Origin of the sequence: Pseudonocardia kujensis (assembly GCF_021283305.1) — a bacterium.
In the GTDB taxonomy this organism is placed as follows: Bacteria; Actinomycetota; Actinomycetes; order Mycobacteriales; family Pseudonocardiaceae; genus Pseudonocardia; species Pseudonocardia kujensis.
In genome coordinates this window covers 1-13864 of sequence record NZ_JAJSOK010000069.1, presented here as the reverse complement: position 1 = coordinate 13864, position 13864 = coordinate 1, and the positions used below count along the sequence as shown (strand labels likewise).

The following is a 13864-nucleotide window of genomic DNA, read 5'->3' as shown; positions in this document are numbered from 1 at the left end:
CCGGGGCCCACCCGCGTCCGGGGCCTCCACCGGCCCGGTCACAGGTCGTACTGCCGCACCCAGTCGACCTCCATCCGGGACTCGCGGACGTCGCCGCCGTGCGGGAACCAGTCCAGCTGGATCGTCAGGTGCATCGGCCCGGGCGGCAGGGTGCCGGTGTCGTCGGTGCGCCACCACTCCTCGCCGTCGACGAACGCCGCGATGTGGTCCGGCGTCCACTCCACCGCCCAGTTGTGCCACTGCGTGGCGTCGACCTCGACGTCGCCGTGGAGCTGGGAGTTGTCGGCGCCGTAGTGCAGGAACATGTCCGTGCTCCGCCGGTCGGGATCGGACATCTCCATGAAGTCGACCTCGCCGCCCGACGGCCAGTCCTCGGCGTCGGGCCAGAGGAGCAGCAGGGCATGGTAGCTGGGGTCGCTCTCCGGGGCCCGGACGCGGCCCTCCCAGCGGCCGTACTTCTGCCCGGGGTTCCAGGCCATGCCGCCGGTGGTGCCGTCGGGCGAGCCGGTGACGACGAGGACGCCACCCCGGATCGACAAGGCGTCGGGGGAGCGGCGGCCGTTCCCGCCGTGGCCCTCGCCGTCGTACAGGCCCCAGCCGTCGAGGCCGTCGGTGAAGTCGTCCTCGCGGTTCGGGCGGCCCCAGCCGAGGGCCGCGGCGGCCGTGCGCCCGTCCCCGGTACGGGTCGGTGTGGCTCCGGTCCGGCTGCGGGGGAGGGCGCCCGTGCTCCCCCCGCCGGCGCCGGCGGGCGCGCGGGCGGCCCCGTCACGCGTCCCCCGGGAGGGGCCGAGGCCGGGGTGGCGCGGTGGAGCCGGGATGCGGCGGACCCGCTCGCCCCCGCTGTCCGGGCGTTCGGCGGCGGTCCGGACCACCGGGACGTCGGCGGGCGAGGCGGCCGCACCCGGGCCGACGAAGCCGAGCAGGGCGGCGACCCCGGTCGCGAGCAGACGGGCCAGGTGGGCGGTCAGGTCGGTCGGCGGCAGGTCGGTCGGCGGCACGGCGTCCTCACTCGTCCTTCCTGCTCACTCGGCGAAGCTGACGTGGACGTGGTCGAAGTGGCCGCCGGTGACGTCGCTCGTGTCGTAGACGCTGCTCGTGTACGCCCGGCCCCAGCCGCCGTCGTCGGTGACCGACGGGTCCCAGTAGCGCCCCTGCCAGATCAGGTAGGCGACGGCGAGCGGCCCGGCCTGCTCACGTAGGTAGTTCGCCACCGCCCAGCCCGCGGCGAGGCCGTCGGCGTCGGGGAAGGCGCCGGCCGTGCCGGGGAAGAAGTCGCAGGCGCGGCCCTGCGGGTGGTCGCTGCGGGGGTTCCAGGCGTGCGCGTCCCAGCAGCCGGCCGAGCGGATCACGGGGCCGCCGCCGAGCGGCCCGAACGCCGCGGTCACCGCCGCGACGCCGTGCCGGGTCGCGCCCGTGACACAGCCGTCCCCGCCGGTCGGATCGGGTGGGGTGCAGGCGGTCCGGCCACCCGTCCATGCGCCCGCTCGTGCGGCGGGGGCCGCGCGGTCCCGGGCGTCGGACACGGCGCTGCGCAGGGCGTCGGGGCAGGCGGCCGCGCAGCTCCCGGCCGGTGGGGGTTGCCGGAACATCCTCGCGACGCCGGTGCGCAGGGCCGAGCAGGTGCGCCGCGCCTCGGTGACGGGGGCGGGCTCGTCCGCGGATCGGGCCGCCACCCGCCGGACGACGCCGGCGCGGGCGGGTGCGAGCTCCGGGCACTGCTCGGCGGTGATCCGCTCGAAAGACGGAGCGCGGGCGGGGGCGGGGATCACGCGGACCTCAACGGGGTCGGTGGGCTCGGGGTGCTCGGCGGCGGTGAGCCGGAGCGGCGGTGTCCCCGGGCCGGCGAGAGCGGCCGCCGCGAGCGCGACGACGAGCAGGACGCGGACCACGGCGTCACCGCGGCCGGCCGTCGCCGAGGGCGCTCGCGACGTCGAGGATCCGGATCCCGCGGACGGGGCGGAGGTCGGGGTGGACGGCCGTGCGAGCTCCGGCCGGTGTGGCCTCGAGGGCGAGGAGGTCGTCGGTGCCCCTGCGCCGCGGGCTTGCCTGCTCACCGGCCGCGGACCGGCCGGCAGGGGTGCCTGTGTCGAGGTCGCCCTCGTCCGACGCGTGGGCCGGGCGGTCGTCGGGAGGAGGGGAGATCGGTCGTGCGGACGGGGTGCGTGGGACCGCGATCGAGGTGAGTGGGCCGTCGGCGCCGACCGGGACGAAGGGACGGTAGGCGGTGAACCGGGCCTCCGACGGCGGTCGACCTGGTTCCGGCGGAACCGCGAGCGGTACCGGAGCGTCGGGCCGTGGTGCGTCGGGCCGTGGGAACGTGGTCGGTCCCGAAGGGAGAGGTGCGAGTGATCGGGTCGCCGGGGCGGGGCGGCCGAGCCTGCCCGAGTCCGCGACCGCCCGGGCGAGCCGGGTGACGGCGTCGAGGTACGGCCGCAGGGCGCGCGGGAGCCGGTCGCGCGGCGTCCCGAGCAGGCCCGCGGCCTCGCGGTACGGATCGACGATCCCGCGCCAGCGCCCGACGTGCGGCACCAGCACCACCGCCGCCCAGCCCGGGCCGAGCTCGTCGAGGCGTTCGGGGTGCCGGCGTTCGGCGCCGTCGACGCTCACGGCGAGGACCGGGGGCGCCGCCGTGGGGTCGAAGAGGTCGGCGATCCGCACCGCGCGGTCCAGGGACTCGGCGCTGCTGCGGCAGACCACGATGTCGGCGTCGATGCCCGCGCCGGTCCCACCGTCGCGACCGTGCAGGGCGAGGGCGAGCGTGGTCGTTCCGACGCCCCCGGACACACCGGCGACGGACGGGGGGCGGAAGCCGGTCATCGCGTCTCCAGAGGAGCGTCGTCGTCGAGGTCGGTGTCGTCGGTGTCGTCGGTGTCGGTGTCGGTGTCGGCGGGATCGGCGGGGTCGAGCCCGGGCCGCGTCGCGGCCTCGCCGGCGGGGTCGTCGAGCTCCTCCTCGGCGTCGACGACGAGCCGGTCGCCCTCCACCCGCACGGCCACCCCGAGCCGCACCCACCGGCCGGCCAGGCCGCGCCACCCGCGGGCGGCGGGCGCGGGAGCGGCGGCCGGGACGGCGGGTCCGTCGTCGAGGTCGTCCCCAGGGCCCGGACGGCCGCCCGGGACGCGCCGGTAGGGGGTGACGCGGACCCGCACGTCGACGAGCACCCGGCCCTCGCCGTCCGGCCGGACGAGGCCGGGCAGGGCGAAGTCGGCGCGCTGGCGCCCGTTCCCGGACCAGCCGAGGCGCACGGGCCCGCGGTCGGCGAGGTAGTCGCCGAGGACGCGGGCGCGGCGGTCCGGGTCGTCCTCGTCCCAGGAGAGGTAGTCGGCGGCGAAGGCGGCGGCGAGCGCCGCCGCCTCCGCCGGGTGGGGAACGGGCTCGGCGTGCGGTGGGGCGGAGGAGGGTCCAGGTGCCGCGGTCGCCGCCGACCGATCGGTCTCGGCGGGCCGGTGCGGTGCGGGCCCGTCGAGCGCCGTGGGCGACGGGGGCTCGGCCTGCGGGGCGGACCAGGCCGCGGCGACGGCGGCGGATCGGGAGTCGGGCCAGCCGTGGAGGCCGCTCGACGCGGACCCGGCCGCGACGGGCGGGAAGCCGTACGGGTCGGTGGGCGCGTCGGGCTGCGTCTGGCGGTCACGCCGCGGGCCGAGGAGCTCCTCCGCGCGGCGCGAGAGCCTGGCGTGGCTGGTGGCGCTCCCGGGGACGATCTCCCGCGGCCCCCCGGCCGGGCGGCCGAACATCCGGAAGGCGGCCACGTCACCGCCTCCCGGGCATGCGGAACCAGGACATCGCTCCCTCTCGTGGGCAGGCGCTCCCGCCCGCGGAGGGCCGCGGGTGCAGCGAGCGGAGGACCGGCGGCGCCCGGATCACGGGTGCCCGGTGGAACGAGAGGAACCCTAGGAAGCCCGGGTGCCGGCGTGGAGCGGAACGGAGCAGGTGTTCACGATCGCGAACAGCTGCCCGTCACCCGGGCTCTTCGCGGCCCCCGACTCGCGGCCCCCGACTCGCGGAAGCCCACAGCGCGCCTGGCGGAAGCCCACAACGCGCCTCGCGGAGGCCCACAGCGCGCCTCGCGGAAGCCCGGAGCGCGCCTCGCGGACCGGGTGGGCGAGCGGGGTGTGGGCTTCGGCGAGGCGGGTGTCAGGCGGGCAGGGGTCAGGCGGGAAGGGGCCAGGTGTGGACCGGCTCGTTGGCCTCCGAGGCCTCGAGGTAGCGCTCCAACATCCCGGTGAGCGCGCCCTGCCGGCTCGAACCGCGGGCCTCGAGCGCCGCGACCGTGTCGAGCTGCCAGGTGGCGCCCGTCCGGCCCGTCACGCACCGCCGCTCGATCACCGTCAGGTAGCGGTCCCGTACGGCGGCGCTCACCCCCCACCGGGTCAGGCCCTCGTGGGCGAGCGGCAGCAGCTTGCGCAGGGCCAGCTCGTCCGGCTTGATCCAGCCCGTGCCCGGCCAGTACAGCGGCGCCTCCATGCCGTGCCGCGCGGCCGTCGTGAAGTTCTCCTCGGCCGCCTCGAAGGACATCGACTGCCACAGCGGCTGGTCGGACTCCACGAGCACCCGCAGCAGCCCGTAGAAGAACAGCGCGTTGGCCACCATGTCGACGGCGGTCGGCCCGGCCGGCAGCACCCGGTTCTCCAGCCGGATGTGCGGCTGGCCGTCGGCGACGTCGTAGACCGGGCGGTTCCACCGCCAGATCGTGCCGTTGTGGAGCTTGAGCTCGTCGAGGTCGGGCACGCCGCCGTTGCGCAGCGTGGTCATCGGGTCGGAGTCGCCCGGGAACGGGACGATCCCCGGGAAGTACCGGGCGTTCTCCGCGAACAGGTCGAGCACCGAGGAGATCCAGCGCTCGCCGAACCACACCCGCGGCCGCACACCCTGGTTGCGCAGCTCGACCGTCCGCACGTCACAGGCCTGTGTGAACAGCGGGATGCGGGTCTCGGCCCACAGCCGCGAGCCGAGCAGGAACGGCGAGTTCGCCCCCAGCCCGAGCTGGACGCCGGCGAGACACTGCGCGGCGTTCCAGTACGCGGGGAAGGAGCTCGGCGAGACCTGCAGGTGCAGCTGCATCGACGTGCAGGCCGCCTCGGGAATGATCGTCTCGAAGTCCGCGGTGAAACGCTCGGGCGCGACGGCGTGCAGCCCGCCCGGGTCGCCGCCCGAGATGTCCACGTGGATCGGCTCGCCCCGCGCGGCCAGCATCTGGTCGTTGAGCACGGCGTAGCGGTCGTCGGCCGAGATCGACTCGCCGACGAGGTGGCAGCTGTCCAGCGTCGGCAGGATGCCGATCATCGCCAGCTGCGACTTGCAGTCCCGCGCCTTGGCCCGGGCGACGGCCAGCTCGTCGAGCAGCTCGTGCTCGAGGTGCCGCCACTGGTCGCCGGGCAGCGGGCGCGGCGGGAGGTTCAGCTCGATGTTCCACCGGCCCAGCTCCGTCTGGAACTCGGTGCCGCCGATGGCCTCGAGGACGTCCTTCCCGGTCATCGAAGGGCTCAGTGAGCCGTCGACCAGGTTCAGCTCGACCTCGATACCGGTCATCGGGTCGTCCTCGGCGAACGGGTGCTCCCGCAGCATCGTCGTCAACGCCTCGAGGCAACGCTGCACCTTGGCTCGATACCGCTGGCGTTCCCGCCGACTGAACCGGGTCCGGTCGACGTCCTGGCCCATGCTCTCCCGATGCCTCCTAGCTGCCGGTCCGCCCGCGGCGGCTCTCCACCGTGACACATCACCGGAAGCGGCGGTACCGGCTGACCGGGCGACCCCGTGCGATGAACGGCAGGCCACCTGGGACGATCGGTCATCGTGGCCATCATCACCGCGATCGGCGACCCCACCGACCCCCGGCTCGACGACTACCGCGACCTGACCACCGCCGACCGCCGCCCCGACCGCCCCGGCGGCCGCGGGCTCGTGATCGCCGAGGGCGTGGTCGTCGTCCGACGTCTGATCGAGTCCCCCTATCCCGTCCGCTCCGTGCTGGGGGTACCCCGTCGGCTCGAGGAGCTCACCGCCGATCTGGCGCCTCTCGACGTCCCCGCCTACGCCACGGACGCCGACACCATGGCCACCGCCGTCGGCTTCCACCTGAACCGGGGGGTGCTCGCCGTCGCGGACCGCGCCGCGCCCGTCGACGCGCTGGAGTTGGCCCGCACCGCCCGCGTCCTGGCCGTCTGCGAGGGTGTGAACGACCACGAGAACCTCGGCTCGCTGTTCCGCAACGCCGCGGCCCTCGGCGTCGACGGGGTCCTGCTCGGCCCGCGGTGCGCCGACCCGCTGTACCGGCGGTCGGTGCGGGTTTCGATGGGGCACGTCCTGCGGGTGCCGTTCGCGCTCCTGCCGGGTCCGTGGCCGCAGTCGCTCGACCTCCTCCGCGAAGTGGGTCTGCGGGTCGCCGCGCTGACACCCGCGCCGGACGCGGTGTCCCTCGCGACCGCCGGGTTGGCGGGCGAGCGCGTGGCCCTGCTGCTGGGCGCCGAAGGTGCCGGCCTGACGCCGGAAGCGCAGGCCGCCGCGGACGTCCGGGTGCGGATCCCGATGGCCTCGGGCGTCGACTCTCTCAATGTCGCAACGGCTGCCGCAGTGGCCTTCCATGCCGTGGCGGCGTCCGTAGGCTGACCGGGTGCACCTCGCTGCGGGGGGTCAGGTGGTGCTCGGTGAGAGGAGGCCGGGCGACGCCGTGCTGCCTCCGGACCTCACCGCGGACCTCCGCCAGTGGGGCGCGGTCGCGGCGAGCATCCGCGGGGTCGAGGTGCGGCCCGAGCAGCAGGACATCGTCAGCAGGCGCGGGCGGCAGCTCGCCGGGCGGGTGTCCGACGTCCTGGGCAGGCCCGTCGAGTACGTCGACCCGCTGACCGGCGGGGTCGACCTGGTGCACGGACGCACCACCGAACCGATCCCGCTCGTGCCCCCGCACCCCGACGAACCGACGCCCTGGGCGACCGGGCTGGTGGTGGCGACGTTCTTCGCGGTGCTGGCCGCGATCGGCGACATCACCCTCAGCCGCGCCTTCGGCGAGGCGTTCGGATTGCTCTGGATCCCGGCGAACGTGCTGGTCGTGGGTGGTCTCGCCCCGTCGCTCTGGTTGATCCGGCGGCTGCCGTTCTGGCGGTGGATGGGGCTGGGCACCGCCGTGGGACTCGGGGCGGCCTGGGTGGTGCTGCTGCTCGGCCAGTTCCTCTGACCGACGTCCCCGCGGCGGCGCGCACCGGGTGTCTCGCGATGCAGCGGGGCGCGCTCGATCGAGGGGTGGCCTCGGTCGAGGCGTGCGGGAACCCGCGCGTCCCGGTGGGTGGGCGACGCAGCGCGCCTCTCAGCGGCCGCGGACGCCCAGCAGCACCTCGTCCCAGGACGGCATGACGGGCTTGCCCTTCTTGGTGCGCTTGGCCGGCGCGGGCTGCTCGCCCTCGGCCCGGCCGGCGGGTCGCGCGCCGCCGGCCGGGGCCGCGGCGCCCTCGGCCTCCGGCGAGGTCTTCCCGGAGGTCTTGTCCGAGTTCGTCCCGGCGGTCTTCTCGGCGGTCTTCTCGGTGGGCGTCCCGGCGGTCTTCTCGGGAGCCTTTCCGGCGGCCGGGTCGGACGCCGTGGCCACGGCCGGGCCGGTCTTCGCCCCGTCCGTCGCGGCCGCCTGCTGGTCGCCGGCCTTCGCCGCGCCGGTCTTCTCCGCGCCGGTCTTCTCCGCGCCGGCCTTCTCCGCGCCGGTCTCCGGCTCGTCCGTCGAGGCCACCGTGTCCGCGCCGACCTTCTCGGTGTCGGCGTTCTCGGTGTCGGCGTTCTCGGTGTGGGCGTTCTCGGCGCCCACGGCCGGGTTCGCCTCGTCCTGCACCTCGGGCGCCGGGACGGCCTCGGCGTCCGGGGCCGGGCCGGCCTCTGCCTCTGCCTCTGCGGCGTCGGGGCCCTTCCCGTCCGGCCCGGCCGAGGTCTCCGCAACCGAGGGCGCCTCGTCCCGCGCCACGTCGGCCGCGGCGTCGCCGGTCTCGGCGTCGGCCGTCTCGACCTCGACGGAGGGCGCACCCGGAGCCGGGGTCGGGACCGGGCCGGCGTCGTGCGTCCGGTCGGCGTCGGTCGGGGCACCCGCCCCGGACACCGCCACCCGCCCGACGTCGGTCGTGCGCGTATCCGTGGTCAGCGTGTCCGTGCTGCGCGCCGCAGGGTGCGTCGGCGGGCCGGCGAGCTCGGACCGGACCTCGCTCCGCGTGACCCCGCGCACCGGCTCCCGCCGGCTGCCGGGCAGCGACCCGCGCCGCTGCTCCGGGGCGATGCGCCGCGCCTCCCCGTTCACCGCACCGTTGACGGCGGCGGGCACGACCTCCTCGGCCACCTCCACCGCGGCGTCGTCCGGCCGCGCCATGTCGATCACCGGGCCGACGGGCCGCAGCGGCTGCTGCGGGCGGCCCTCGACGAGGTCGCGGGCGTGGTCGTCGAGCGCCGTCACCGTGCCGCCGTGCGCGCCCGGCTGGAAGACCCAGTGGGCCCGGATGTCGGAGCGCCCGGACCGCCAGCCGAGGGCGACGACCCACCGCCCGTCCTCGCCCTTCCAGCTGTCCCAGTCGGCGCCCGTGTGGTCCTGCCCGCGGAGTCCGAAGGTGTGCGCGACGGTCTCGGCGAGGGTGCGGACGTCGGGCCCGTCGTCGCGGACGGGGTGGGCGGCGCGGGCGAGCTCCGCCGTGCGGGTGCGTTCGAGGAGGACCGGATAGGCGAACCGTTCGATCTTCTGGACGGGCACCCCGGCGGCCGAGGCGACCTGTTCCACGGACGCCCCGGCCCGGATGCGGGCTTGGATCTCGCGTGGTCGCAACTGGCTCTCCAACTCGATCGCGATCTGTCCGAGCCGGGTCAGGTCCCCCCGCGCGGCGGCTCGGAGCTGCTCGTCGGCGGGCACGGTGAACCGTTCGCGGCGCGCCGGATCCTCGAGGACCACCGAACCGTCCTCGGTGATCCCGACGACCCGCAACGACCGCATATCCGCCGGCCTCCTCGCTCGCTCTGACCCCGTCCGGGTGACGGTAGTTGCCGAATCGTGTCCGACGAGTGAGGCGCGCCGGTGGGCCCTTCCGGCCCTCGACGTGGCCTTCTGGTCCGCACCGACGACCGCTCCTGCCGGTGGACACTCCGTACCGTCGCACGTCGTGCCAAGATCGGTAAAGCTGAGGCGCATGTTACTGATGTGACTACGTTCCGTCACCCCTGCCATGTCAAAACGGCCGGGTCGCGCGAGGCGACCCGGCCGTTCGGGAAGTGGGGGCTACTCGGCCCCGAGGTGCGGCGCCGTTCGGGTCCGACGTCCGGGGCTCAGCCGAGCCGCTCGACGACCCAGTCGATGCAGGCGGTCAGCGCGGCGACGTCGGCGGGCTCGACCGCCGGGAACATGCCGATCCGCAGCTGGTTGCGGCCCAGCTTGCGGTACGGCTCGGTGTCGACGACGCCGTTGGCGCGGAGGATCTTCGCGACGGCCGCGGCGTCGACCGAGTCGGCGAAGTCGACCGTGCCGACGACCTGGGAGCGGTGCGCCGGGTCGGTCACGAACGGCGTGGCGTACTCGGACTTCTCGGCCCAGGAGTACAGCCGGCCCGAGGAGTCCGCGGTGCGCGCCACGCAGGCGTCGAGCCCGCCGAGGCCGAGCATCCAGTCGATCTGGTCGGCGAGCATGATCAGAGTCGCGACGGCCGGGGTGTTGTAGGTCTGGTCCTTGACCGAGTTGTCGACGGCCGTGGCCAGCGACAGGAACGGCGGGATCCAGCGGTCGCCCGCGGCCAGCTCGGCGACCCGGCCGAGCGCGGCGGGGGAGAGCAGCGCGATCCAGAGCCCGCCGTCGGAGGCGAAGCCCTTCTGCGGCGCGAAGTAGTAGGCGTCCGACTGGGTGATGTCGACGGGCAGGCCGCCGGCACCCGAGGTCGCGTCGATCACCACGAGCTGGCCCTCGATCGAGGACTCCGGCCGCACGACCGGCACCGCGACGCCGGTGGAGGTCTCGTTGTGGGCCCAGGCCAGGACGTCGCACGACGGGTCGGCGGTCGGCTCGGGCGCGCTGCCCGGCTCGGCGGACACGATCACCGGGTCGGCGAGGAACGGCGCACCCTTGGTGGTGTCGGCGAACTTCGAGGAGAACTCGCCGTAGGTCAGGTGCAGCGACCGCTCGCGGACCAGGCCGAAGGCAGCGGCGTCCCAGAAGGCGGTGGAGCCGCCGTCGCCGAGCACGACCTCGTAGCCCTCGGGCAGCGAGAACAGCTCGCGCAGGCCGGCGCGCACGCGCCCGACCAGGGACTTCACCGGCTTCTGCCGGTGGGAGGTGCCCATCACGTCCGCGGCGTCCGCGAGCGCCCGGAGCTGCTCGGGGCGGACCTTGGACGGTCCGCAGCCGAACCGCCCGTCGCCCGGGAGGAGGTCGGCGGGGATCTGCAGGTCGGTGCTGGTCGACGCGGTCACGTACCCCAGTGTCGCAAGCCGCGGAAGGGTCCGGGGTGGCGGGCCCGTCCCTGCACGGAGGGTGGTCGCGCCGTTCCGGCCGGGTGGGTGGGTCCGCGTCACCGGATAGGCCCAGCGCGTCCGCCGACCGGGCGATCCACCCCACCGTGCCGCCCGCGCTGCAACATTCCGTCCTGATCGATCGAGATACCGGTCTGGAACCCGGGACGGAGGTCCGAGATGGAGATCGACTGTGCCCTCGCAGCGGGGGTGGCGACGCCCGAGCACGTCGCGCTGGCCGAGGAGCTCGGCTACGCCCGAGCGTGGTGCCACGAGGCGCCGCGCAGCTACCCCGACGCGGGGATGGCCCTCGCCGTCGCCGCCGAGCGGACCTCGCGGATCCGCATCGGCCTGGCGGTCGGCGGGTACTGGCGGCGCGCGGCGGCCGACGCCGGCGCCCTCGCCGACCTGGCCGTGCGGGCCCGCGGCCGGGCCGAGCTGGTCGTCGGGCTGCCCGGCGGGGCCGGGCGGGACCCCGAGGCCCACGCCGCCGAGGTCCGCGAGGTGCTCCGGCGCGAGCACGGCGTGAACGGCGTCCCGGCGTGGGTGGGCCGGCCGGGTGCTGCCGAGTACCTGCCCCTGACGTTCGGCGTGCGCTCGCCACGCGGGGCCGCCCTGCGCACGGTCGTGGAGGTGACGCGCGGCGCGGACCTGCACCACGTCGTCGCGTGGCTGCGGCCGGCCGGGCTGCTGTTGCGCCCGACCGGCGACGACGTCGGGCGCGAGCTCGCCGAGTTCGCCGAGGCCGTGCGGGCGCTCGCGCTGGCCGGGGTCGCCTGAGCCCGCCGTCAGGCCCCTGCCGGGGCCCGGTACATCCGCCGGTAGGCCAGCGGCGACATGCCGATGGCGGTGTGCAGGTGCTGGCGCAGCGACACGGTCGTGCCGAAGCCGCACCGCTCGGCGACCCGCTCCACCGGCAGGTCCGTGGTCTCGAGCAGCCGCCGGGCCCGGTGCACCCGCTGCGTGGTGAGCCAGCGGCCGGGGCTCTCGCCGGTCTCGGCGCGGAACCGCCGGGTGAAGGTCCGCACGCTCATGGCCGCCCGCTCGGCCAGCTCGTCGAGTCCGATCGGGGCGTCGAGGTGGTCGAGCGCCCAGGCCCGTGCGGCCGCGGTGCCCGCCCCGGACACCTCCGGCACCGGCGCCTCGACGAACTGCGACTGGCCGCCTTCCCGCCACGGGGCGACGACGGCCCGGCGCGCCACCGTCGCGGCCACCTCGGCCCCGTGGTCGCGCCGGACGACGTGCAGGCACAGGTCGATCCCGGCGGCGTTGCCCGCGGAGGTCAGGACGTCGCCGTCGTCGACGAACAGGACGTCCGGGTCCAGGGCGACCTGCGGGTAGAGCCGGCGGAAGCGGCGGGTCCAGCGCCAGTGGGTGGTCGCGGGGCGGCCGTCGAGCAGCCCCGCGGCGGCGAGCACGAAGGCCCCGGTGCAGATCGACATCACCCGGCCCGCCCCCCGCAACACCGCCGCGACCTGCGGGTCGACCGTGCCGCGGGTCATCCAGCTGCCGTCCAGATGTCCGGGGACGACGAGCGTGTCGGCCTCGCCGAGGATCTCCGGCCCGTGCTCGGGCAGGACCGAGTACCCGGCCGAGGTCCGGACCGGCCCGCCGTCGAGCGTGGTGACCCGGACGTCGTAGAGCGGCTCGTCGTCCGGCCCGGCGGCGCCGCCCATCAGCTTGTGCGGCAGCCCGAGCTCGAACGCGATCACGGTCGGCATGGCCAGGACGGCGACCCGGTGCATGGCCGGATTCTTTCACAGAGTGGCCGTTCGGCCACTTCCGTCGACGGAGCGGATCGGCGACGCTGCATCGCGTGAGTGAACTCAGCGCCCCTGTGCGCCGCCGGCGCGTGCACCCCGCGTGGTGGGCGGCCGTGGCCACCTTCCTGGCGATCATCGGGGCGGCCGGCTTCCGGTCGACGCCCGGTGTGATGGTCGAGCCACTGCAGGCGGAGTTCGGCTGGTCCATCGGGGAGATCTCGGTGGCGCTCTCGGTGAACCTGGCGCTGTTCGGCCTTACCGCACCGTTCGCGGCCGCGCTGATGGAGCGCTTCGGCGTGCGGCAGGTGGTCGCGGTCGCGCTGGCGATGGTGGCCGTGGGTGCGGGCCTCACCGTGTTCATGACGGAGGCGTGGCAGCTCGTGCTGCTGTGGGGCGTGATCGTCGGCCTCGGCACCGGGTCGATGGCGATGTCGCTGGTGGCGACGGTCGTGGGGCGCTGGTTCGTGGCCCGCCGCGGCCTGGTCACCGGCATCCTCACCGCCGCCAACGCCACCGGGCAGCTGATCTTCCTGCCGGTGGTCGCGCGCCTCGTCGAGAGCTCGGGCTGGCGCGTCGCCTCGATCACCGTGGCCTGCGCGGCGCTGGTCGTGGTGCCGGTCGTCCTGCTGCTCCTGCGCAACCGCCCGGCCGACGTCGGCGCGCTGCCCTACGGCGGCACCGAGGCCGACGTCGTCGAGCCGATCCGGTCCGGGGCCGCCCGGCTGGCGGTCGGCACCCTGGTCCGGGTCGCGCGGAAGCGGACGTTCTGGCTGCTCGTGGCGGGGTTCTTCGTCTGCGGTGCCACCACGAACGGCCTCGTCCAGTCGCACTTCGTGCCCGCCGCCCACGACCACGGCATGCCGGCGACGACGGCGGCGAGCCTGCTCGCCCTGGTCGGGATCTTCGACCTGGTCGGCACCATCTTCTCCGGCTGGCTGACCGACCGCTTCGACCCGCGGATCCTGCTCGGCACCTACTACGTGCTGCGCGGGCTGTCGCTGGCGCTGCTCGTGCCGCTGTTCGGCGCCGACCTGAACGCCAGCATCTTCGCCTTCGTGATCTTCTACGGCCTGGACTGGGTCGCCACCGTGCCGCCCACGATGGCGTTGTGCCGCGAGTGGTTCGGCCCGACGGCGCCGGTCGTGTTCGGCTGGGTGTTCGCCAGCCACCAACTCGGTGCCGCGGCCGCGGCGCTGGCCGCCGGGCTCGTGCGCGACGCGCTCGGCAGCTACGACGCCGCCTGGTACGGCGGCGCCGTGCTCTGCGTGCTGGCCGCGATCGCGTCGCTGGCGATCCGCCGCCTCCGTGTCCCGGCCCCGGTTCCCGAACCCGCCTGAGGGGGTGGCGGCGGTCGCCGCCACCCCCGAGGGCTCGGGAGCGGATCAGCTCAGTGGACCAGCAGGTCGAAGCCCTCGACGTCCTGGGGCTTGCGCGGGCCCGGCCCGATGTACTGGGCCGACGGGCGGACCAGCTTGTTCTCCCGCTTCTGCTCCAGGATGTGCGCGGACCAGCCCGCGGTGCGGGCGCTGGTGAACATCGCGGGCATCATGTGCGGCGGGACCTGGGCGAAGTCCAGGATGACCGCGGCCCAGAACTCGACGTTGGTCTCGATCGGGTGGTCGGGGCGGCGCTCGCGCAGGATTCGCAGCGCG

Annotated in this window: 13 protein-coding genes; 4 read left to right on the top strand and 9 right to left on the bottom strand. The window is 75.6% G+C overall.

Going from position 1 to position 13864, the window contains the following annotated elements; translation table 11 throughout:
- Window positions 1-38: 38 nt before the first annotated feature.
- The 5 genes from LWC35_RS40605 to LWC35_RS31920 all read right to left on the bottom strand — a co-directional run bounded on the left by LWC35_RS40605 (window position 39) and on the right by LWC35_RS31920 (window position 5658).
- Window positions 39-998, bottom strand: a complete 960-nt coding sequence (locus LWC35_RS40605; protein WP_232874088.1) for a glycoside hydrolase family 16 protein — start codon at window positions 996-998, stop codon at window positions 39-41.
- Window positions 999-1022: 24 nt separating this feature from the next.
- Window positions 1023-1889, bottom strand: coding sequence for a VldE C-terminal domain-containing protein (locus tag LWC35_RS31935; RefSeq protein ID WP_232874086.1), 867 nt, complete (start codon window positions 1887-1889; stop codon window positions 1023-1025).
- Between the two features lie 4 nt (window positions 1890-1893).
- Entirely contained in the window at window positions 1894-2817 is a 924-nt protein-coding gene (locus LWC35_RS31930; protein WP_232874085.1) for a hypothetical protein, read from the bottom strand.
- Window positions 2814-3749: a hypothetical protein gene (locus LWC35_RS31925; RefSeq protein ID WP_232874084.1), complete on the bottom strand. Its 936-nt coding sequence runs from the start codon at window positions 3747-3749 to the stop codon at window positions 2814-2816. Before LWC35_RS31925 ends, LWC35_RS31930 begins: the two co-directional genes overlap by 4 nt.
- Before the next feature lie 400 nt (window positions 3750-4149).
- Window positions 4150-5658, bottom strand: coding sequence for a glutamate-cysteine ligase family protein (locus tag LWC35_RS31920; protein ID WP_232874082.1), 1509 nt, complete (start codon window positions 5656-5658; stop codon window positions 4150-4152).
- Window positions 5659-5793: 135 nt separating this feature from the next.
- Between LWC35_RS31920 and LWC35_RS31915 the strand changes: the two genes are divergently transcribed.
- Entirely contained in the window at window positions 5794-6606 is an 813-nt protein-coding gene (locus LWC35_RS31915) for a TrmH family RNA methyltransferase (protein WP_232874081.1), read from the top strand.
- 4 nt (window positions 6607-6610) lie between these two features.
- Complete coding sequence (locus tag LWC35_RS40600; protein WP_232874079.1) at window positions 6611-7171, top strand: DUF2537 domain-containing protein; 561 nt, start codon at window positions 6611-6613, stop codon at window positions 7169-7171.
- Between the two features lie 129 nt (window positions 7172-7300).
- Here LWC35_RS40600 and sepH read toward each other — a convergent pair whose 3' ends face one another.
- Both sepH and serC read right to left on the bottom strand, forming a co-directional pair.
- Entirely contained in the window at window positions 7301-8947 is a 1647-nt protein-coding gene (sepH, locus tag LWC35_RS39775; protein WP_269805161.1) for a septation protein SepH, read from the bottom strand.
- 329 nt (window positions 8948-9276) lie between these two features.
- Window positions 9277-10410: a phosphoserine transaminase gene (serC, locus tag LWC35_RS31900; protein WP_232874077.1), complete on the bottom strand. Its 1134-nt coding sequence runs from the start codon at window positions 10408-10410 to the stop codon at window positions 9277-9279.
- A 219-nt stretch (window positions 10411-10629) separates the two neighbouring features.
- Here serC and LWC35_RS31895 point away from each other — a divergent pair, with 219 nt between their 5' ends.
- Window positions 10630-11229 (top strand): LLM class flavin-dependent oxidoreductase, encoded by a 600-nt coding sequence (locus tag LWC35_RS31895; RefSeq protein WP_232874075.1) that lies wholly within the window; start codon window positions 10630-10632, stop codon window positions 11227-11229.
- Between the two features lie 8 nt (window positions 11230-11237).
- On the opposite strand, the gene LWC35_RS31890 is transcribed toward LWC35_RS31895, so the two are convergent.
- The gene (locus LWC35_RS31890) at window positions 11238-12194 is read right to left on the bottom strand and encodes a GlxA family transcriptional regulator (protein WP_232874074.1); all 957 of its coding nucleotides are present in this window, start codon (window positions 12192-12194) and stop codon (window positions 11238-11240) included.
- Window positions 12195-12265: 71 nt separating this feature from the next.
- Here LWC35_RS31890 and LWC35_RS31885 point away from each other — a divergent pair, with 71 nt between their 5' ends.
- On the top strand, window positions 12266-13549 hold the full coding sequence (locus tag LWC35_RS31885) for an MFS transporter (protein ID WP_232874072.1): 1284 nt from the start codon (window positions 12266-12268) through the stop codon (window positions 13547-13549).
- A gap of 50 nt (window positions 13550-13599) precedes the next feature.
- Here LWC35_RS31885 and LWC35_RS31880 read toward each other — a convergent pair.
- Window positions 13600-13864 (bottom strand): citrate/2-methylcitrate synthase (locus LWC35_RS31880; protein ID WP_308194713.1); only part of this gene is annotated, 265 nt, incomplete at its 5' end.